Origin of the sequence: Actinomadura darangshiensis (assembly GCF_004349235.1) — a bacterium.
In the GTDB taxonomy this organism is placed as follows: Bacteria; Actinomycetota; Actinomycetes; order Streptosporangiales; family Streptosporangiaceae; genus Spirillospora; species Spirillospora darangshiensis.
On the sequence record NZ_SMKY01000023.1, the window covers coordinates 16,805 to 36,423 of the forward strand.

A 19,619-nucleotide genomic window follows, 5' to 3' on the forward strand; every position below is an offset into this window, starting at 1 on the left:
GGGCGGGTTCTTTCTCGGTCAGACCACGCCTCGGTGGCGCAGGTCGTCGATCTCCGGGTCCCCGAGCCCGGCGAGGTCTCGCAGTACCTCGGCGGTGTGCTCGCCGAGGGCCGGCGCGGCGCGGCCGATCGCGCCGTCGAAGCCGGAGAAGCGGCCGGCCGGCGCCTGCATGAGGTGCCGGCGGCCGGTGCGCTCGTCCACCACCTCCACCACCGATCCGCGGGCGCGGATGTGCGGGTCGGCGCAGATGTCGGCCGCGGTGTTCACCGGGCCGGCCGCGACCCCGGCGTCCCGCAGCAGCGCCATCAGCGGGTCGAGGTCGTGCGCGGCGACGAAGGCGGCGACGCGGCCCTCGATCTCCTCGCGGTGCTCCAGCCGGGCGGTCATGGAGTCGTGGACGGCGAGGTCCGCGGCGTCCATGACCTTGACCAGGCGGCGCCACATCTGCTCGGTCGAGGCGGGCAGCGCCAGCCAGCGGCCGTCGCGGGTCCGGTAGAGGCTGTTCGGGCTGATGTGCGGGTTCTGGTTGCCCTGGCGCTCCCGGTTCGCGCCGGTCGCGCCGTACTCGACGACGAAGTCCTCCATCATCCGCAGCAATGGTTCGTAGAGCGGGATGTCGGCCAGCTGGGCCTCGCCGGTGAGGTCCCGCTGGCGCAGCGCGAGCATGGCGGCGAACGCCGCGTAGATGCCGGTGACGCCGTCGGCCACGGGGTAGCCGGCGAAGACCGGCGGACGTTCCGGGTCGCCCGTGCGGTGGGTCAGGCCCGCGAACGCCTCCGCGACGCGCGCGAAGCCGGGGCGGTCGGCGTAGGGGCCGGTGCGCCCGAACGCGCTCACGTGGACCATCACCAGGTCCGGCCGGTAGGCCCGGAGGTCGTCGAAGTCGATGCGGAACCGGCGCAGCGTCGCCGGGCGGAAGTTGGTCACCACGATGTCCGCGGCGGCGGCCAGCCGGCCGACCAGATCGGCCGCCTCGGGGCGGTGCAGGTCGATCGTGACGCTCCGCTTGGCGCGGGCCAGCATCGCCCAGGCGGCCGACTCGCCGTCGTCCTCCAGCGGCGGGTAGCGGCGCGCCGGGTCGCCCTCGGCGGGATGCTCGATCTTGACGACCTCGGCGCCGAACTCGCCGAGCAGCGAGGACGCCAGGGGGCCGGCCAGGATCGTCGACACGTCCAGGACGCGCACTCCGCGCAGCGGACCGGGCAATGGGAATTCCTTCCACGTACGGGTCATCGGTCAGGGCCGGAAACCGGCCTCCGCCAACATGCCCCGTCGTCGGGACGCTGGGGAAGATGTATTCGCAGCTCACAGGTGAAAGGTTTTCCATTTATAGTGGCCCCGTGCGGGTGGAACGGGCGCGGTACTTCCTGGCCGCCGTCGAGACCGGGTCGCTGCGCGCGGCCGCCGCGAAGTGCGGCGTCAGCCAGCCCACCATCGGGCAGCAGATCGCGCTGCTGGAGGAGGACCTCGACGTCGTCCTGCTCACCCGCGGGCGGCACGGCGTGCGGCCGACCCCGGCCGGCCGGGCCCTGGTCGAACCGCTCGGACGGCTCGTCGCCGCCGAGGACGCGGTGCGCGCGTCGGCCATGGAGTCGAGCGGCGCCTACCGCGGCCGGGTCGGGATCGGCGGCGTCTCGGTGACCGCGGAGACGATCATCGCGCCGGTCGTCGGACGGCTGCGGGAGCGGCATCCGGGGCTGCGGTTCACCGTCCGCGAGGGCGCCTCGGCCGCCATCGAGGCCGCCGTGCTGGACGGCGAGCTGGACTTCGGCGTCGTCACCATGCCGGTGGGCCCGGCCGCGCCGGGGCTGCACCGGATACCGCTCGTCTCCGCTCCGGTGGGCGTCTGCATGCGGACCGGCCATCCGCTGGCCGGGCGCGGCCACGTCCACTGGCGCGACCTGGAGACCTGGCCGATCGTCACCATGCGGGCGGGCACCGTCCTGTGGGAGATGCTGCACCGGCACATGGCCGCCCCTGATGTCGTCATCCAGGCCATGTCGGCGCGCACCGTCAAGGTGATGGTCGCCCGGGGGGCGGGGCTCGGCATCCTCGCCGGGTTCGAGACCTCGGCCGACATCGCCGACCTGGTGTGGCTGCCGCTGCGCGACGCGCCGCCCGTCCAGCTGTGCCTGACGCAGCGGCGGGACGGCCGGCCGTCGCCGTCCGCGCTCATCGTCCGGCGGCTCATCCGGGCCGAGGCCGACGAGCTGGCAGAACGCGAGGAACGCCGCCCCTGACGGGCCACCTGGGGACGGTGTGGGTTGTGGCCCGTCAGGGGTGCGGCCTCCGGATTGGACTCGGGGTGCTCCGATCAGCCGATCGAGCAGGTGTTGACCACGTCGCCGGACGTCTGGCGCGGGATGGTGGCGCTCGGCGAGGGCGCCTGGCCGCCGCGCGGGGCCGTCCAGCGTTCGAGGGCCTCGAAGGCCGTCCGCATGCAGGGAAGCAGCGGCCGCATCCTGTCGGGGAACATGTCGTACTCGATGTCCAGGTGGGAGGCGCCGCCGATCCGGTAGTAGCGGTGCAGCGCGCCCCTGCCCTGCGCACGGATCTTCCGGTCGTAGGCGTCACCGTGGACCCTGATCGGCAGCAGGGTGTCCAGCGTGCCCTGCACCGTGATCATCGGCTTGCCGATGCGGCCCGACATCCCCAGCCGCTTCACCGTCCGGTGGACGCTCCTCGGACGCGAGTAGTAGCGGTAGTCGGTGTCGCAGTTCGGCGTGCCGCTCTTGCAGTACGGGATGCCGGCTTCCAGGTCACCGTCGTAGGCGGGGTCGACTTCCTCGCGGTAGATGCGCTGCGTGTTGTCCCAGATGGCCCCGTAGTTGAAGTCCCACAGGAACTCCGAACCGGGGGCGAAGCCGGCCCTCAGCATCGCGGCGTGCGCCTTGGGGTCGCCGGTCGCGGCGTACTTCGGGTAGTTGCGCAGCGCCACCGGCAGGTAGACCAGGGCGTTGTTCCCGTCGTCCTTCGGCCAGTACGTGCCTTCGGCGTCCAGGCCGCCGTCGTACAGCTCGGGGTGGTTCTCCAGGGCCCAGCGCACCATCTGGCCGCCGTTGGAGATGCCCGCCGCGTACGTCTTGCGCAACGGCCTGCGGTAGTGGCGGGCGACGGTCGCCTTGGCCGCGACGGTGACCTGGATCATCCGCCTGTACCACTCCGCGATGGCGTCGCCGGGGCGCTTGCCGTCCCGGTAGAACTGGTTGCCGTTGCTGCCCTTGTCGGTCGAGGCGAAGGCGTACCCCTTCGCCAGCACCCAGTCGGAGATGGTGAAGTCGTTGGCGTACTGGCGGCGCGTCCCCGGCGCCCCGGCGACGACGAGGCCGCCGTTCCAGTGCTCCGGGAGGCGGATCACGAACTGGGAGTCGTGGTTCCAGCCGTGGGTCGTGTTGAACGTGGAGTCGTCCCGGAAGTAGCCGTCGATCTGGATGCCCGGCACTCCGCTCGGGTTCCGGGTGGCCGCCGCGTTGAGCCCCTGCCAGTCGGCCTTGTCGGTGTGGCCCGAGGCGACCGTGCCGGCGGTGGTCAGATCGTCCAGGCAGGCGGCGATCTGGTGCTCGGCTCCGGGGACGTGGACCCGGCCCATGTGCGCGCAGCGGGTGTCCGCCTGGGCGGACGGCCCGGCCACGACCAGGGGCGCCGCCAAGAGCGACCCGAGCAGGGCCGAGACGGCGGAGGATCTGCGAAGGACGGGCATGTGCGGCTCCCTGGGGTGGGAAACGGGGCACGTCGGTCAGCCCCGTGAGTGGTTGCCATGCTGATCGACCGCCCGCGGGCGGAGCCACGTCGGCGAGCACACTCTTCACCGGCCTCCTGTGTGTCTTCGGCGGTGTGCGCCGCCTCATATCGGGCGGCCTGAATATGTGGCCGGTCACCTGGTCCGATGGCCCGGCCGCGCCTAGCGTTCACGGTCACGGCGTCCCGGTGTGGCTTGGGTCACGCCAAGACGCGTGAGGAGGGCGCATGGGAGAACGTCCCACGGAGACCGGGAGCGGCGCCGTCCTGGAGGCGCCCGTCCTGAAGGCACGGGGTCTGGTGCGGGAGTTCCGCGGCTTCCGGGCCGTGGACGGCGTGGACCTGGACGTGGCCGAGGGCGGCGTGCACGCGCTGGTCGGCCCGAACGGCGCCGGCAAGACGACGCTGTTCAACCTGCTCACCGGATTCCTGAAACCGACGGCGGGCAGCGTCCGGCTCGGCGAGCACGAGCTGGCCGGCCGCAGCCCCGAGTCGATCACCCGGCTGGGGGTGGCGCGCTCGTTCCAGATCACCAGCCTGTTCGCGGAGCTGACCCCGCGCCGGCATGTGGAGCTGGCCCTCGCGAGCCCCACCGGGCTGGGCTGGCGGTTCTGGCGGTCGGACAAGGCGCTCGGCCGCTTCTCGGCACGCGCCGGGGAACTGCTCGACGAGGCGGGCCTGTCCGGCCACGCCGACGTCCCCGCGGGATCGCTGTCGTACGGGAGCAAGCGGGCGCTGGAGCTGGCGCTCGCCCTCGCGCTCGACCCCAAGGTCCTGCTGCTGGACGAGCCCACCGCCGGCATGGGCGTCGAAGACGTGGACCGCACCATCGAGCTCGTCCGCAGGATCCGTGCCGGCCGCACCGTCGTCCTGGTCGAGCACAACATGAACGTGGTCGCGAGCCTCGCCGACCGGGTGACGGTCCTGCAGCACGGCAAGGTGCTGGTCGAGGGGCCGTACGCCGAGATCCGCCATGACGAGCGCGTCATCACCGCCTACCTCGGAGACTCCCATGCTGCGCATTGACGGGTTGTCCGCCTGGTACGGCGAGGCGCAGGCCCTGCGCGAGGTGTCGATGCACGTCGCCGAGGGCGAGATCGTCACGCTGGTCGGACGCAACGGCGCGGGCAAGACCACGCTGCTGCGCTGCCTGATGGGGCTGCACGGCGCCCACGGCCGGACCGCCGGCACGGTCTCCCTGTTCGACGACGACATCACCAAACTCGCCGGCCACGCGAGGGCCCGCCGCGGCCTGGGCTATGTCCCGGACGACCGCGGCATCTTCGCCACGCTCTCCGTCGAGGAGAACCTGACCTTGCCGCCCAAGATGGGCCCCGACCCTTGGTCGCTGGAGCGGGTGTACGAGACGTTCCCGATGCTGCGGGAGCGGCGCCGGTTCCCCGGGACGAAGCTGTCGGGCGGTGAGCAGCAGATGCTCGCGCTGGCCCGGGTGCTGCGGACCGGCGCCCGGCTGCTGCTGTGCGACGAGCCGACCGAGGGCCTGTCGCCGCTGATCGTCCAGCGGATCGGCGAGATCCTCCGCGAGGTCAGGGCGGCCGGGGTGACCGTGCTGCTCATCGAGCAGAACGTGCACTTCGCCGCGTCCGTCGCCGACCGCCACTACCTGCTCGCCGAGGGCCGGATCGTCGAGTCGCTGGACTCCGCGCAGGTCCGCGAGCGCGAGCACGAGCTCCTCGAATACCTCGGAATCTGACGACCACCCCCGGAACCCGAAGACGGCCGAGAGCCTGGGCACGAAGGAGACGCCGGAATGAGAAACATGCGCTGGAGCGGCGGCCTGGCCGTCGCGGGGCTGCTGCTGGCCGGCTGCGGGGGCGGGCCCGGCGGCGGCGGAGGCAAGATCAGCAACGACAAGATCGTGCTGGCCGTGCTGAACGACCAGTCGGGCATCTACGCCGACACCTCCGGCCGCCGGTCGGTCGAGGCCGTCAAGATGGCGGTGGCCGACTTCAAGGCCAAGTACGGCGACAAGGCGGTGACCGACAAGATCGAGGTCCTGTCCGCCGACCACCAGAACAAGCCGGAGATCGCCAACTCCAAGGCGCAGGAGCTCTACGACCGGCAGCACGCCGACGTGATCCTGGACGTGCCGACCTCCTCCGCCGCGTTCGCCGTGGCCACCACCGCCAAGAACAAGAAGAAGGTGTTCATCGACGTCGGCGCCGCGAGCACCGAACTCGAAGGCAAGCAGTGCAACAAGTACACCTTCCACTACGGCTACAACAGCTACATGCTCGCCCACAGCACCGGCGCCGAGGTGACCAAGGACGGCGGCAAGAGCTGGTACATCGTCTACCCGGACTACGCGTTCGGGCAGGACATGCAGAAGACGTTCAGCACGGCGATCAAAGAAGCGGGCGGGACGGTGGTCAAGACCGACCCGACGCCGTTCCCGAACGACAACTTCTCCACGTTCCTGCTCAAGGCGCCCGGCCTGAACCCGAAGCCGAAGGTGCTCGGCACCATGCACGCGGGCGGTGACCTGGTCAACCTGGTGAAGCAGTACAACGAGTACAAGCTCCGCGACAAGGGCGTCGACCTCGCGGTCGGGCTGCTGGTCATCAGCGACATCCACTCGCTCGGACCGGACGCGCTGGCCGGGACCCGCTACACCGACATGTGGTACTGGAACCTCGACGGCACGGCCCGCACCTGGGCCGACAAGTTCCAGGCCAAGGCGGGTGTGCGCCCCACCTCCAACATGGCCGGCAACTACTCGGCCGCCCTGCAGTACCTGGAGGCCGTGCAGCGCGGCGGAAGCGACAAGTCCGACGAGGTGGTCAAGCAGCTGGAGGGCCACAAGTTCGACGACGTGTTCGCCCGGCACGCCACCATCCGCGCCAAGGACCACCTGCTGCTGCACGACGCGTACCTGGGGCAGGTGAAGCCGGCCAGCGAGGTCAAGGAGCCGTGGGACTACGTGAAGGTGCTGAAGACGATCCCGGCGGCGGAGGCGTTCCAGCCGCAGCCCGATCCGTCGTGCAGCCTGTGAGGCGGGCCTGACGTGCTGCAACAGGCGTTCAACGGGCTGGTTGGCGGGGCGTTCTACGCCCTGCTCGCCCTCGGCCTGGCCGTCATCTTCGGCATGCTGGGCGTGGTCAACCTCTCGCACGGCGCGTTCTACATGCTCGGCGCCTTCGGGGCGTTCATCGCGCTCGACTCGTTCGGGCTGAACTTCTGGCTGTCGCTGGTGCTCGTCCCGCCGCTGCTGGGGCTGGCCGGGGTCGTGCTGGAGCGGCTGTTCGTCCGGCGGCTGACACCGCTGGACCCGCTCTACAACTTCCTGTTCACCTTCGGGCTGGCACTCATCCTGCAAGACCTGGTGAAGCGTCAGTACGGAGTGAACTCCCAGCAGTACCCCCGGCCGTCGCAGCTGGACGGCACGGTCGACCTCGGGCTGTTCACCTACCCCGCCTACCAGGTGTTCGTCCTGGGGGTGTCGGCGCTGACGTGCCTCGCGGTGTGGCTCGTCCTCACCCGCAGCCGGGTCGGGATGATCGTCCGGGCGGCGACCGAGCGGCCCGAGCTGACCCGCGCCCTCGGCATCGACGTCGGCCGCTGGGTGACCCCGGTGTTCGGCTTCGGGATCGCGCTCGCCGCGTTCGCCGGGGTCCTCGCCGCGCCGATGCGGGCCGTCAACCCGCTGATGGGCTCGGACCTGATCATCACCGTCTTCGCGGTGGTGGTGATCGGCGGGCTGGGCTCGGTGTTCGGCTCGGTCGCCGCGGGCTTCGCCGTCGGGCTGGTCTCGGCGCTCGGCAACCTGTACATCCCGTCGCTCTCGCAGACGCTGGTGTTCATCCTCATGGCCGCCGTGCTGCTGTGGCGCCCGGCCGGCCTGTTCGGACGCGAGGAGGCGTTCCGTTGATTCTTTCCAGGCTGGCCCGCTCGGGCGGCCGGAGCGGGCCGCTGCTGCTGGCGATCGGGCTGGTGGCCGCGCTCGCCCTGCCCTGGATGATCTACCCGCCGGTCGCGCTGGACATCGCCTGCTGGGCGCTGTTCGCCGCCGCGGTCGACCTGCTGCTCGGCTTCACCGGGCTCCTGTCGTTCGGGCACGCCGCGTTCTGGGGCGGCTCCGCCTACTGCACCGGGCTGATCGCGCTGCATTCCGGGCTGCCGTTCCCCGTCGCGATCGTGGGCGGCGCGGCGTTCGCGGCGCTGCTGGCGGTCCCGATCGGCTACCTGTCGGTCCGGCTGACCGGGATCTACTTCGCGATGGTCACCCTGGCCTTCGCGCAGATGGTCTACTTCATCGCCAACCAGTGGCGGGACGTCACGGGCGGCGAGAACGGCCTGCAGGGCATCCCGCGCGAGCTCTTCGGCGTCGACCTGTCCGAGCCGTTCTACTTCTATTACGCGGGCCTGCCGTTCGTGCTGGCCGGGCTGTTCGCCGCCTGGCGGATCGTCCGGTCGCCCTTCGGCCGCGTGCTGGTGTCCATCCGCGACAACCCGGCCCGTACACGGGCGCTCGGCTACCCCGTCGACCGCTACAAGCTGCTGGCCTTCGTCCTGTCCGCGGGGCTCTCGGGGCTGGCCGGGGGCCTGTTCGCGATCGGGCACGGCTTCGCCTCGCTCGAAGGCGTCTACTGGACCACCTCCGGGCAGGCCGTCATGATGGTCATCCTCGGCGGCATCGGCACCCTGTGGGGCGGCACCATCGGCGCCGCGCTGGTCGTCCAGCTCCAGGACTACCTGGCCACCGCCGGATTCCAGGAGACCGGGATCGTCACCGGCCTGATCTTCATCGTGATCGTGCTGCTGTTCCGCCGCGGCATCTGGGGAACGGCCCGGCACCTGCTGGACGTCCGGGGCCGGGCCGCCTCGTCCGGTGACACGGCACCTGAACCGAAGGAGGCCGTCGACACCCCGGCCTGACGGCGCCCATGCTCAGCCGGGCGGCGCGACCATCCTGATCGCGAGGGCGGCGTAGAACTCGCCGAGCTGCTCCGGCGAGTCGGACCCGTCGAGGCGGTACCAGCGGACGAGGTCGATGCTCAGCGACAGCATCGCGCGCGTGACCCGCTTGACGTCGACCTGCGCGAACGACCCGTCGGCGACGCCGCGGGCGACCGTGTCGCGGAAGAACGCGTTGGTCCGGTGCCGCACTTCGAGGATCTCGTCGTAGTGCTCGGCCGTGAGGCCGGCGAGTTCGAGCTGGCAGACGCGCGCCGCGACGTGGTGGCGCGCGTGCCACACGGTGTACCCCGCGATGACGGCGCGGAGCCGGTCCGCGGAGCCGTCGCCGTGCGCGGGCAGGACGGCCGGGTCCCGCACGTACTCCAGCACCCGCTCGTGGCCGGCGCGGATGATCTCGAAGAGGACGAGCTCCTTCGACGGGAAGTGGACGTAGAGCGCGGCCGGGCTGAGCCCCACGCCCTCGGCGATGTCGCGCGTGGTCGTGGCGTGGAAGCCGTTCGCGGCGAAGCAGCGCACCGCCGACGTCAGCAGGCCGCGCGGCACCGCGGCGAGATCCGCTCTCCACAGGTCGGGGGAATGGTCCTGCAGCCGGGGGTCGTCCGCCAGGTCCTGCGCGGTGTACCGGGCCTGCCGTCTGGCCATCCGCGACTCCCGCCTCCTCAGGTGCGGCGCATGGTGCCGGTGCCCCCGAGTACCGATGCCCGCAAGTCTTGACATGGGCATGCTACTCGGTGACTATGCGCTTATTCAGTCCGAGGAGCGTTGTGAACAGGCGCAGTTTTCTCCGGCTACTCGTGGACGGGGCACCACTGCCCCATTACGACGAGATCCTGCACGCCGCGGTGGCGGACGCCGCGTCACCCGCCGAGATAGCGGACCTGCAAGCCGAGCACACGCTCGCGCTCCAGCTCCGCGACACCCTGGAAAAGCGGCATGCCCGGCACGAGCAGCAGCGCGCGCTGGTCGAGTGCGCGAAGGAACTGGCCGAGGACCACGGCGACCCCGGCACCGTCCTGAACCTGATCGTGAGCCAGGCGCAGCGGCTGCTCGGCTGCGACATGGCCTACCTGAGCCTGAACGAAGGCCAGGCGACGTGCATGCGGGTGATGGTCGGCGCGACGTCCTCGGCGTGGCGGGACGTCCGGATCCCGTTCGGCACCGGGATCGGGGGCAGGGTCGCCGTCACGGGCACGCCGTTCTCCACGCCCGACTACTTCAGCGACGAGCGGCTGACGCACGATCCCGCCGTCGACGCATCGGTCAAGGCGGAGCGGCAGGTGTCGATCGTCGGCGTGCCGCTGCGCAACAGCACCGTCATCGGGGTGCTGTTCGCCTCCAACCGCACGCCCGGCCCGTTCTCCCACGACGCCATCGCCCTGCTTGGATCGTTCGCCGCGCTCGCCACGTCCGCCATCGACCAGGCGCAGCAGCGGGCCGACACCGACCAGGCGCTGATGGCCCTGGGGAAGGCGAACGAGACGCTCCGCGAGCGGACGGTCGACGCGGAGCGCGCGGTCGCGGCGCACGACCAGAGCATGGACATCGTGCTCCGCGGCGGCGGCGTCCAGGAGGTCGTGACCGCGGCGGGCGACCAGCTCGGCGGCGTGCTCGCCATCTTCGACGAGTTCGGCGCGCCCGTCGCCTGGACGCCCGGGGCGCCGGGCGAGGTCCTGAAGGCGATGGCCGCCGGCGTCCCGGAGGGGACGTACCGGGCCACCGACCTGGTGGCGGGCACCGAGAACCTCGGCACGCTGGTCTGGGCCCCGCCGGTCCAGGCCGCCGAGGCCGGCGACCTGGACCGGCGGCTGCTCGACCGGGCGGCCGTCGTCGCGTCGCTGCTCCAGCTGTTCGGCCGCAACCTCGCCGCCGCGGAGGCCAGGGTGCGCGGCGAGCTGCTCGACGACCTCCTCACGCCGAACCCCCGCACGTACTCCTCGCTGGCCGAGCGCGCCCTGCGGATCGGCTACCAGCCGCAGAAGCGGCACGCCGTCGTCGTCGCGCACATCCGGGCGGAGAACCGGCGGAGCCTCGCCTCCGTGGCGTCCGACCTCGCCGCCGCGCGCGACGGCCTCAGCACCGTGCGGGACGGCCAGGCGGTGCTGGTCATCCCGTCCGACGACCCGTCGCTGACGGCCCGGGGCGTCTCGCGCTCGATGACCAAGCGGCTGGGGTCGCCGGTCACCGTCGGCGCCGCCGGGCCCGTGGACGACCCGGCCGACCTGCCGGGCGCCTACGCCGAGGCGCTCGCCTGCGCGAACGCCCTGCTCCGGCTCGACCGGGCCGGCGCCGCCGCCACGGCCGCCGACCTCGGCTACGCCGGGCTGCTCCTCGGCGACGGCGCGTCCGCCGGACGGTACGTGGAGCGGACGCTGGGCCCGGTCATCCAGCACGACGAGCAGCGCTCGACCATGCTGATGGAGACGCTCGAAACCTACTTCGCCACCGGGCAGAGCCTCGTCGCCAGCGCCAAGCGGCTCCACATCCACCCGAACACCGTGACCCAGCGCCTCGACCGGGTGAAGCGCCTCCTCGGCGTGGACTGGAACGGCGCGGACCACACCCTGGAAGTGCAGCTGGCGCTGCGCCTGCACCGGCTGAGCCGCGACCTCGACGCCTGACCGCACTCCCGTCTACCGGCTGTCCCCTATGCGAGCTACAGGCGAGTGTCCACCGTGCGGTGAAGCCCCGGAGGGGGCCGGATCCATAGCGTTCTTGCAGCCGCGGCACTCGGTCGCGGACCCCCTCCCGAAGGAGCGGTCATGCGACTGCTTAAGCAGCTCATACCCGTCATGCTGGTCGGCCTCATCGGCGGCCAGATCGCCACCGCGGTGCAGGACAACGAGATCCTCACCCTGGTCGTCGGTCTCGTGACGGCCGCGCTGACGCTCGTGGTGTACGCCGCGACGGTGCGGTGGTCCGAGCGCCGGGAGGTCACCGAACTGGCCCGCAAGGGCATCGCCGTCAGGCTCGGCGTGGGGATGGTCGTCGGTACGGCGCTGATCGGGTCGGTGATCGCGAACCTCGCCTTCCTGGGCGACTACGAGATCGACGGGAAGGGCTCGGCGCTCGGCGCGCTCGGGCTGGTCGGCTTCATGGCCGGCGCGGCCGTGACGGAAGAGGTGATCTTCCGCGGCGTGCTGTTCCGGATCATCGAGGAGCGCGCCGGGACGTACGGCTCGCTGGTCGCGACCGCCGTGCTGTTCGGGCTGTGGCACATGGCCAACCCGGACGCCACCCTGTTCGGCGCGGTCGCCATCGCGATCGAGGCCGGCACCATGCTCGCCGCCGCCTACGCCCTCACCCGCAGCCTGTGGTTCACGATCGGCCTGCACTTCGCCTGGAACTTCACCGCGGCCGGCATCTTCAGCACCGTGGTCTCCGGCAACGGCGACACCGAGGGCCTGCTGCGCGGCACCACCTCGGGCCCGGACCTGGTCACCGGTGGCGAGTTCGGCCCGGAGGGCAGCCTGTACGCGATCGGGTTCGGCCTGCTGACGGCGGTCGTGATGATGGCGCTGGCGCACCGCAAGGGCAACGTGATCCCCCGTGGCCGGGGCACCCGCGTCGCCGCGACCGCTACGCTCGCCCAGTGATCGATCACCGTCGGGTCCCGGACCTGTGGCGGCGGTGCCACGTCACGGTCCGGGACCTCCCCTTCGCGCTCCTGCTCGCCTCCCTCGCGTTCCTGCCGACGTTCCAAGGGCGCGGGACGCAGCTCGGTGACATGCCGGGCCGCGGCTACGACGAGCTGGCAGTCCTGGCGGTCCTGCTCCAGTGCCTCCCGCTCGCCCTGCGCCGGCGGTGGACCACCGTCTGCGTCGCGCTCGTGTCGCTCGGCTTCGCCATCGACCAGATCCGCGGCTACCACTCGCTCGCGGGCACCGCGCTGCCGATCGCGCTGGTGAGCACGAGCGCCTACCTGGAGCGCCACCGCCGCGCCACGATCGCCGGCCTGTCCGCCGCGTACCTCGCGCTGGCGGTCGTGCTCAACCGGATGGGCTCGTCCGAGAAGCTGGAAGGGTTCCTGGTCATCTACGCGACGATGGCCGCCGCGTGGGTCGTCGGGTCGTGGCTGCGCGCGACGCGGGCCGCCGAGGCCGAACGCCGCCGCCGCGTCGCCGAGGACACCCGCACCGCCGAACGCACCCGCATCGCCCGCGAACTCCACGACGTGGTGACCCACCACGTGACGGCGATGGTCGTGCAGAGCGAGGCCGCGCGGTACCTGACCGCCGCGCCCGACCGCCTGGACGAGACGCTGACCGCCGTCACCGACACCGGCCGCCGCGCCATCAGCGACCTGCGGCACCTGCTGGACCTGCTCAACCCCGACAACGGAACCGACCCGGCGGTGCCGTCCGTCGGCGAGCTCGGCACGCTCGTGGAGCAGACCCGGCAGGCCGGGCAGCCGGTGGAGTTCACCGAGGAGGGCGAACGGGCGAAATCGGCCGGCAGCGCGGAATTCGTGACCTATCGGGTCGTTCAGGAGGCCCTGACGAACGCGCTCAAGTACGCTCACGGTAGTCGCACGGTCGCTCTCGTGCGCTATGGCGAAAGGGACATCACCGTGGAGGTCAGCACCGACGGCTCCGGGTCGCGGACGGCGTCCCCGGGCGGCAGCGGGCGGGGCCTCACCGGGCTGCGGGAGCGGGTCGACGCCCTCGGCGGCGAGTTCAGCGCCGACCGGCGGACGGGCGGCGGCTTCGTCGTGCGGGCGCGCATCCCCGGGGGCAGCCGGTCGTGAACGCACCTGTCCGGGTGCTGGTCTGCGACGACCAGGCGCTGATCCGCACGGGCTTCGTCACGATCATCGACGCGCAGCCCGACCTGGAGGTGGTGGGCGAGTGCGGGGACGGGCGCGCGGGCGTCGAGCTCGCCCGCCGGCTCGACCCGGACATGGTGGTGATGGACGTCCGGATGCCGGTGCTCGACGGCATCGAGGCGACCCGGCAGCTGGCCGGCGCCGGGGTCGCGCACCCCGTCAAGGTGCTCGTCGTGACGACGTTCAACCTGGACGAATACGTGTACGAGGCGCTGCGCGCGGGCGCGAGCGGGTTCCTGCTGAAGGACGCGCCGCCCGCGCAGTTACTCCAGGGCATCCGGACGGTCGCCGCCGGTTCCTCGCTGCTGGCGCCGGAGGTGACCCGGCAGCTCGTCGGCAAGTACGCGGCGCGGATCCGTCCCGCCGACGGCAGGCCGCAGGAGACCCCGCTGACCCCGCGCGAGATGGAGGTGCTCCGCCTCATCGCCGAGGGCCTGTCCAACAACGAGATCGCGGGGAAACTGGTGATCAGCCAGGAGACCGTCAAGACGTACGTGTCGCGCATCCTCACCAAGCTCGACCTGCGCGACCGCGTGCAGGCCGTGGTCTACGCCTACCGCCGGGGCCTGGTGACCTGACATGGACGACACTCGCACGGACGACTTCGCACGCTCGTGGACGGCGCTGCTCGCGGCGGTCGCCGCACTTCCGGACGACGACTTCGCGCGGCCGTCCGGCTGCGCCGGCTGGCTCGTCCGGGACCTGGTGTGCCACCTGGTCATCGACGCCCAGGACGTCCTGATCACCCTGGTCACGCCCGCCGAGACCGAACCGACCGCGGACGCGGTCACCTACTGGGACCTCGTCGGCCCGCCGACCGGCGACGACCCGCTCGACGCGCTGATCCCCCGGCTGGCCGCCGCGTACGGCGAGCCGCGGCTGCTCAAGTTCCACCTCGACGACGTCGGTTCCGCCGCGGGCCGCGCCGCCGGTCTCGCCGACCCGGCCGCCCGCGTGAGCACCCAGGACAAGGTGCTGACCGCCGGCGACTACCTGTCCGCGTACGTCCTCGAATGGACGCTGCACCACCTCGACCTGATCGCGCATCTCCCGTCGTCCCCCGAGCCGCCCGCCGAGACCCTCGCGGCGGCACGCGCGGCGCTGGAGAGAATCGCCGGAAGCCCGTTCCCGGCCGCGCTCTCCGACACGGACGCGCTGCTCGTCGGCACCGGACGGCGCGCGCCGTCCGAAGCGGAGAAGGCCGCGCTGGACGGTCTCGCCGCGAAGCTCCCGTTCGTCCTCGGCTGACGCGCCACGCCCCACCGGCGGGGGCCCGTTCCGTTCCCTGGGCGGCCATGATGGACTGGCTGAAGATCCGGAACACGCGACAGGGGCCTGAGCAGCGCGTCCGGTCCGCGGTTACCTGGCCGGGAGGGCACAGTTGAGCGGATGGCTGTCTCCGGACACGATCAACACGATCACGCGCTATCTGGACCTGGCCGGCGTGTTCACCTGCGGGCTGCTCGGCGGCGTGGTCGCCCGCGCTGAGGGGCTGGACCTGTTCGGCTACCTCGTCGTCGGCACCATCTCCGGGCTCGGCGGCGGCATCATCCGCGACACGCTCCTGCAGCACGGCACGCCGGTCGCCCTGACGGACGCGGCCTACCTGCCGACCGCGTTCGCCGGCGCGCTGATCGCGTTCCTGATCAAGTTCAGCGAGGAGCAGTGGGACCGGCTGTTCACGCCGCTGGACGCGGCCGTCATCAGCTTCTGGGCGGTGGTCGGCGCGCAGAAGACCCTCGCGGCCGGCCTCGGATGGTTGCCCGCGCTGCTGCTGGGCACCATCACCGCGGTCGGCGGCAGCGCGGTCCGCGACCTGCTTCGCGGCCGCGTCCCCGCCGTACTCGGGGGCAACGCGCTGTACGCGACGGTGGCCGTGGCCGTGGCCGGCGTGTTCGTCCTCTGCTCATATCTGGAGGCGCCCACGGTCGGGATCGTCGCCGGAATCCTGCTGGGGTTCGTGCTGCGCACGATCGCGCACCGGCGGGGCTGGCGGCTTCCCGAGGGGCTGCCGCTGGAGCCGTCCACCGCGTTGCGGGGCGTCCGGGCCCGGACCCGGCGCGGTTCACGAGGGGAGAGGGAGCCATGACCGCCGCCGACACCGTACTGGCCGGGCTGGACGACGTCCGCCCGCAGCTGGAGGACTTCTACACCGATCTCCACGCGCACCCGGAACTCGGGCTGGCCGAGCACCGCACGGCCGCGCGGGTGGCGGAGCGGCTGCGCGGCTGGGGATACGAGGTCACCGACGGCGTCGGCGGCACCGGCGTCGTGGGCGTCCTCGCCAACGGCGACGGCCCGACCGTGCTGCTGCGCGCCGACATGGACGCGCTGCCGGTCAAGGAGGACACCGGCCTCCCCTACGCCTCCGAAGTGACCGTCACCGACGGGGACGGGCATCAGCGGCCCGTAATGCACGCCTGCGGGCATGACGTCCACGTCACCTGCCTGCTCGGCTTCGCCCGGCTCATGGCGCAGGCCAAGGACGCCTGGCGGGGGACGCTCGTCCCGCTGTTCCAGCCCTCCGAGGAGGACTCGGCCGGCGCCGCCGCCATGGTCGGGGACGGCCTCGCCGACCGGATCCCGCGTCCCGACGTGGCGTTCGCCCAGCACGTCCTGGCGCAGCCGGCCGGATACGTCGGCGTGCGGTCCGGGCCGTTCTTCTCCGCCGCCGACAGCCTGCGCATCACCCTGTACGGGCGCGGCGGCCACGGGTCCATGCCGCAGGCGACCGTCGACCCGGTGGTCCTGGCGTCGATGTGCGTGCTGCGGCTCCAGACCATCGTGTCCCGCGAGCTGGCCGCCACCACCCCCGCCGTGGTGACCGTGGGCAGCATCCAGGCCGGCGCGAGCGCGAACGTCATCCCCGACACCGCCGTGATGCTCCTGAACATCCGCACCTACGACGACGACACGCGGCGGCACGTCCTCGATGCGGTGAAGCGGTGCGTCGACGCCGAGGCCGCGGCGTCCGGCGCATCGAGGGAACCGCAGATCGAACGCCTCAACACGTTCCCGCCGACCGTCAACGACGACGAGGTGGCCGGGCGGCTCGCGCGGGCCTTCAAGGCGCGTTTCGGGGACGACTTCAGCACCATCCCTCTGCAGACGGCCAGCGAGGATTTCAGCGTCATCCCCGAAGCCCTGCACACGCCATTCGCTTACTGGGGCCTGGGCGGCATCGACGCCGACCTCTACACCAAGGCCGCCGAACAGGGCACGGTCGGACGCGACATCCCCGTCAACCACTCCCCCAAATTCGCACCCGTCATCCAGCCGACCCTCGACACCGGCGTCACCGCCCTCACCGTCGCCGCCCTCGAATGGCTCGGCACGGACGCTTAGGCTCGGCCCCATGCTCAGACTCGGTTTCCCGGTCATCGGCGTGAACGACCTTCCCCGCGCAGTGGCCTTCTGGACGTCCGCACTCGACCTCGTCGCCACACCGGAGTGGGAGAACGCCAATTGGAGGACGCTGAATCACGCGGACGGATCAGGCAGGGCATTGGGTCTGATGCGCAGTGACTCGCCCGTAGAACCTCGGCCGCGCGTGCATCTCGATCTACTCGTGGACACCGAGCCCGAGCAGGAGGCCGAGGTCGAGCGGCTGATAGGTCTCGGCGCGAGCCGAGTCGACTGGCAGTCGTATCCGCCGGAGCCGGACTTCGTCGTCCTCGCCGACCCGGACGGCAACCTCTTCTGCGTCGTGGACCTGGGCCGGGCGCCCTCCGGTTCGGGCTAGCGGCGGGTCCAGGGCCAGGTGATCAGGGCCCAGCCGGCCAGGATGACCAGGGTCTCGACCAGGACGTACCAGGGCCAGGGGCCCAGGACGTCCAGGATCGAGGCGCTGCCGGGCTTCTCGTTGAGGTATCCGTAGTTCGTCCCGGCGATCAGGTTGAAGACGAACGTGGCGACGGCCCACACCAGGGTGGCCGCGACCGCGAACCGGTAGTCGCGCCAGCCGGGGCGCATCCCCAGCCCCCAGGTCAGGTACACCGCGGCCCACACGATCATCAGGTGCATCCCGAAGAAGCCCAGGTAGTCGATGTCGGGGTAGTCGCCGCCGTGCAGGGCCGGTGTGAGCAGGCCCTGCACGGACAGGGTGAGCCCCCAGTAGTACGTCAGCGTGAACCAGCGGTGGCCGAGCGTCCACAGCGCGCCGACGGCGGTGAGCCACGCCAGGTCGCACAGCTGCAGCGGGAGCGACCCGCCGATGCGCCACTGCCCCGGCAGCAGCGAGTACACCTGCGTGCCGATCATCACGTACGCGATCGCCAGCGCGTACGCCCTGCTGAAGCCCCTCGCCTGCTCTCCGAACCCGCCGCCGGGCTCCGTCCGCTGGGCGCGGCCGAGCGGCACCAGCGCGGCGCATCCGGCCGCGAACAGCCCGAGCGCCGCCCAGTGCGAGGGCCCGTACACGGCGAACTCACCGGCGGCGGTCAGCGGCATCCGCTGATGCTAACCGCCGCCGGTGCGCTCGCGCCGCTACCGGTTTCGTCGGTAGTGCTCCGTCCCTCAGCGCGGGGTGGAGTTGACCCTCCCGCGGAGCGGGACAGGGTTAGCCGGATCGCCTCCGGAGCGATCCGGCGGCACCGGTCTCAAGCCGGGTAGTTCTGCTGCTCGATGTATTGGCGCAGGACGCTGATCGGGGCGCCGCGGGCCGATCCGGCGAAGCAGGGGTCCGACCAAGCCTGTTCGTGGTCGCCCTCGCCGTTGAACTCGGCGAACTCGACCTCGAAGTCGCCGCACACCGCCCGCATGATCGCCTCCAGGCGTTCCAGGTGCGGTCCGGTGAAACCCCCTAGGTTAGGCGGGTGCAGCTCAGATACTCCTTCCGCCTCTACCCGACCGGGGGGCAGCGACAAGCCCTCGCGCGGGCGTTCGGCTGCGCCAGGGTGGTGTTCAACGACGCATTGCGGACGCGGGAGGACGCCCGCCAGGCGGGGCTGCCGTCGGTGAAGGCGGCCGAGTTGTCGGCGGCGATGGCGGCGGCGAAGAAGACCCCGGAGCGCTCGTGGCTGGGCGAGGTGTCGTCAGTGGTGCTGCAGCAGTCGCTGCGGGACCTGGAGGCGGCCTACCGGGCGTTCTTCGACGGCCTGGCCGGCAAACGCCCCCGGGTGGGCGCGCCGCGGTTCAAGTCCCGCAAAGACCGGCGCCAGTCGATCCGGTTCACCGCCAACGCCCGCTGGTCGATCACCAATGGCGGGAAGCTGTCGCTGCCGAAGGTCGGCGACGTCGCGGTGAGGTGGTCGCGGCGGCTGCCGTGCACGCCGTCCACCGTGACCGTGATCAAGGACGCTGCGGGCCGGTTCTTCTGCTCGTTCGTGGTGGAGACCGCCGACGTGCCCGACCCGCCCGACACCAGCTCGCAGATCGGCATCGACCTTGGGCTGGAGCATTTCGCGATCACCTCCGATGGCCGCAAGATCGACTCACCGCGTTTCCTGCGCCGCGCCGAGAAGAAGCTCCGCAAGGCCCAGCGGGGACTGTCCCGCAAGCAGAAGGGATCGGCCAACCGCGACAAGGCCCGTCTGCAGGTCGCCCGCACCCATGCGAAGGTCGCCGACGCGCGCCGCGAGTTCCATCACCGGCTCTCGACCGAACTGGCCCGCGACAACCAAGCGGTCTATGTCGAGACGCTGAGCGTGAAGGGGCTGGCGCGCACCCGGCTGGCCAAATCGGTGCACGACGCGGGCTGGTCGGCGTTCACTGGCATGCTGGAGTACAAGACCCGGCGGTACGGCCGGACGTTCGTGCGGGTCGACCGGACGTTTGCGTCCTCGCAGATCTGCTCGCAGTGCGGGCACCGCGACGGCCCCAAGTCCCTGCAAGTCCGCCAATGGGCGTGCGAGCAGTGCGGGGCCGATCATGACCGAGACGTCAACGCTGCACGCAACATCCTGGACCAAGGACGCCGCATCACGACGTGATGCCTTACTGGTCGCCGCTGGACGGAAACCCCCGGGCGTCCGGGGGAGGCGGAGACCTTAAACGCCTGATGGAGGGCAGGTAAGACTCCGGCTCGTTCGGGGCACAGCCCGTTGAAGCAGGAAGCCACGGAAGTGACCGCACCCTGAGCGGGTGCGGTCACAGGCCGAATCCCCGGCCCTCGGGCCGGGGA

20 protein-coding genes are annotated in these 19,619 nt (G+C 71.6%); 15 read left to right on the forward strand and 5 right to left on the reverse strand.

All coding sequences use genetic code 11. The features are described 5' to 3' along the window. Positions 1–18: 18 nt before the first annotated feature. Complete coding sequence (locus E1293_RS07735; protein WP_165978123.1) at positions 19–1,206, reverse strand: CaiB/BaiF CoA transferase family protein; 1,188 nt, start codon at positions 1,204–1,206, stop codon at positions 19–21. 134 nt (positions 1,207–1,340) lie between these two features. Here E1293_RS07735 and E1293_RS07740 point away from each other — a divergent pair, with 134 nt between their 5' ends. Beyond that, the gene (locus E1293_RS07740; protein ID WP_165978124.1) at positions 1,341–2,240 is read left to right on the forward strand and encodes a LysR family transcriptional regulator; all 900 of its coding nucleotides are present in this window, start codon (positions 1,341–1,343) and stop codon (positions 2,238–2,240) included. Positions 2,241–2,314: 74 nt separating this feature from the next. Here E1293_RS07740 and E1293_RS07745 read toward each other — a convergent pair whose 3' ends face one another. Beyond that, positions 2,315–3,700 carry a tannase/feruloyl esterase family alpha/beta hydrolase gene (locus tag E1293_RS07745; RefSeq protein WP_132195344.1) on the reverse strand — a complete coding sequence of 462 codons (1,386 nt, stop codon included), beginning with the start codon at positions 3,698–3,700 and terminating at the stop codon, positions 2,315–2,317. Positions 3,701–3,966: 266 nt separating this feature from the next. Between E1293_RS07745 and E1293_RS07750 the strand changes: the two genes are divergently transcribed. From E1293_RS07750 to E1293_RS07770, 5 genes are read left to right on the forward strand one after another with little or no spacing between them, the layout of a single operon-like run. Next, positions 3,967–4,764, forward strand: a complete 798-nt coding sequence (locus E1293_RS07750; RefSeq protein ID WP_132195346.1) for an ABC transporter ATP-binding protein — start codon at positions 3,967–3,969, stop codon at positions 4,762–4,764. Further along, positions 4,751–5,452: an ABC transporter ATP-binding protein gene (locus E1293_RS07755; RefSeq protein WP_132195348.1), complete on the forward strand. Its 702-nt coding sequence runs from the start codon at positions 4,751–4,753 to the stop codon at positions 5,450–5,452. The genes E1293_RS07750 and E1293_RS07755 overlap by 14 nt, the downstream gene beginning before the upstream one ends. 57 nt (positions 5,453–5,509) lie before the next feature. Beyond that, a complete protein-coding gene (locus tag E1293_RS07760) occupies positions 5,510–6,751 on the forward strand; it encodes an ABC transporter substrate-binding protein (protein WP_207938723.1) in 1,242 nt (413 codons plus the stop codon). Between the two features lie 12 nt (positions 6,752–6,763). Then, the gene (locus E1293_RS07765; protein WP_132195350.1) at positions 6,764–7,627 is read left to right on the forward strand and encodes a branched-chain amino acid ABC transporter permease; all 864 of its coding nucleotides are present in this window, start codon (positions 6,764–6,766) and stop codon (positions 7,625–7,627) included. Continuing rightward, the gene (locus E1293_RS07770) at positions 7,624–8,634 is read left to right on the forward strand and encodes a branched-chain amino acid ABC transporter permease (protein WP_207938724.1); all 1,011 of its coding nucleotides are present in this window, start codon (positions 7,624–7,626) and stop codon (positions 8,632–8,634) included. The genes E1293_RS07765 and E1293_RS07770 overlap by 4 nt, the downstream gene beginning before the upstream one ends. 12 nt (positions 8,635–8,646) lie before the next feature. Here E1293_RS07770 and E1293_RS07775 read toward each other — a convergent pair whose 3' ends face one another. Next, positions 8,647–9,318: a TetR/AcrR family transcriptional regulator gene (locus tag E1293_RS07775; protein ID WP_132195352.1), complete on the reverse strand. Its 672-nt coding sequence runs from the start codon at positions 9,316–9,318 to the stop codon at positions 8,647–8,649. Between the two features lie 122 nt (positions 9,319–9,440). On the opposite strand from E1293_RS07775, the gene E1293_RS07780 reads away from it, so the two are divergent. The 8 genes from E1293_RS07780 (at position 9,441) to E1293_RS07815 (ending at position 17,240) form a co-directional block, all read left to right on the forward strand. Next, complete coding sequence (locus E1293_RS07780) at positions 9,441–11,294, forward strand: helix-turn-helix domain-containing protein (protein WP_165978125.1); 1,854 nt, start codon at positions 9,441–9,443, stop codon at positions 11,292–11,294. 141 nt (positions 11,295–11,435) lie between these two features. Continuing rightward, a complete protein-coding gene (locus E1293_RS07785; protein ID WP_132195356.1) occupies positions 11,436–12,269 on the forward strand; it encodes a CPBP family intramembrane glutamic endopeptidase in 834 nt (277 codons plus the stop codon). Then, positions 12,266–13,420 (forward strand): sensor histidine kinase, encoded by a 1,155-nt coding sequence (locus E1293_RS07790; RefSeq protein WP_132195358.1) that lies wholly within the window; start codon positions 12,266–12,268, stop codon positions 13,418–13,420. Before E1293_RS07785 ends, E1293_RS07790 begins: the two co-directional genes overlap by 4 nt. Next, complete coding sequence (locus tag E1293_RS07795; RefSeq protein WP_132195360.1) at positions 13,417–14,076, forward strand: response regulator; 660 nt, start codon at positions 13,417–13,419, stop codon at positions 14,074–14,076. The genes E1293_RS07790 and E1293_RS07795 overlap by 4 nt, the downstream gene beginning before the upstream one ends. 1 nt (position 14,077) lies before the next feature. Continuing rightward, a complete protein-coding gene (locus tag E1293_RS07800; protein ID WP_132195362.1) occupies positions 14,078–14,746 on the forward strand; it encodes a maleylpyruvate isomerase N-terminal domain-containing protein in 669 nt (222 codons plus the stop codon). 133 nt (positions 14,747–14,879) lie between these two features. Further along, complete coding sequence (locus E1293_RS07805) at positions 14,880–15,587, forward strand: trimeric intracellular cation channel family protein (protein WP_132195364.1); 708 nt, start codon at positions 14,880–14,882, stop codon at positions 15,585–15,587. Next, positions 15,584–16,843, forward strand: a complete 1,260-nt coding sequence (locus E1293_RS07810) for an amidohydrolase (RefSeq protein WP_132195366.1) — start codon at positions 15,584–15,586, stop codon at positions 16,841–16,843. Before E1293_RS07805 ends, E1293_RS07810 begins: the two co-directional genes overlap by 4 nt. Before the next feature lie 10 nt (positions 16,844–16,853). Beyond that, a complete protein-coding gene (locus tag E1293_RS07815) occupies positions 16,854–17,240 on the forward strand; it encodes a VOC family protein (protein ID WP_132195368.1) in 387 nt (128 codons plus the stop codon). Here the strand turns inward: E1293_RS07815 and E1293_RS07820 are convergent. After that, a complete protein-coding gene (locus tag E1293_RS07820) occupies positions 17,237–17,947 on the reverse strand; it encodes a YwaF family protein (RefSeq protein WP_132195370.1) in 711 nt (236 codons plus the stop codon). The genes E1293_RS07815 and E1293_RS07820 overlap by 4 nt on opposite strands. A 149-nt stretch (positions 17,948–18,096) precedes the next feature. Next, positions 18,097–18,258: a hypothetical protein gene (locus E1293_RS47315; protein ID WP_165978126.1), complete on the reverse strand. Its 162-nt coding sequence runs from the start codon at positions 18,256–18,258 to the stop codon at positions 18,097–18,099. A 54-nt stretch (positions 18,259–18,312) separates the two neighbouring features. Between E1293_RS47315 and E1293_RS07825 the strand changes: the two genes are divergently transcribed. Beyond that, complete coding sequence (locus E1293_RS07825; protein WP_132195372.1) at positions 18,313–19,428, forward strand: RNA-guided endonuclease InsQ/TnpB family protein; 1,116 nt, start codon at positions 18,313–18,315, stop codon at positions 19,426–19,428. Positions 19,429–19,619: the final 191 nt, after the last annotated feature.

Coding starts and splice junctions, on each gene's coding strand:
- E1293_RS07775 (WP_132195352.1), bottom strand. CDS start 9,318: ATGGCCAGACGGCAGGCCCGGTACACCGCGCAGGACCTGGCGGACGAC.
- E1293_RS07785 (WP_132195356.1), top strand. CDS start 11,436: ATGCGACTGCTTAAGCAGCTCATACCCGTCATGCTGGTCGGCCTCATC.
- E1293_RS07815 (WP_132195368.1), top strand. CDS start 16,854: ATGCTCAGACTCGGTTTCCCGGTCATCGGCGTGAACGACCTTCCCCGC.
- E1293_RS07760 (WP_207938723.1), top strand. CDS start 5,510: ATGAGAAACATGCGCTGGAGCGGCGGCCTGGCCGTCGCGGGGCTGCTG.
- E1293_RS47315 (WP_165978126.1), bottom strand. CDS start 18,258: ATGCGGGCGGTGTGCGGCGACTTCGAGGTCGAGTTCGCCGAGTTCAAC.
- E1293_RS07750 (WP_132195346.1), top strand. CDS start 3,967: ATGGGAGAACGTCCCACGGAGACCGGGAGCGGCGCCGTCCTGGAGGCG.
- E1293_RS07755 (WP_132195348.1), top strand. CDS start 4,751: ATGCTGCGCATTGACGGGTTGTCCGCCTGGTACGGCGAGGCGCAGGCC.
- E1293_RS07800 (WP_132195362.1), top strand. CDS start 14,078: ATGGACGACACTCGCACGGACGACTTCGCACGCTCGTGGACGGCGCTG.
- E1293_RS07745 (WP_132195344.1), bottom strand. CDS start 3,700: ATGCCCGTCCTTCGCAGATCCTCCGCCGTCTCGGCCCTGCTCGGGTCG.
- E1293_RS07820 (WP_132195370.1), bottom strand. CDS start 17,947: ATGCCGCTGACCGCCGCCGGTGAGTTCGCCGTGTACGGGCCCTCGCAC.
- E1293_RS07810 (WP_132195366.1), top strand. CDS start 15,584: ATGACCGCCGCCGACACCGTACTGGCCGGGCTGGACGACGTCCGCCCG.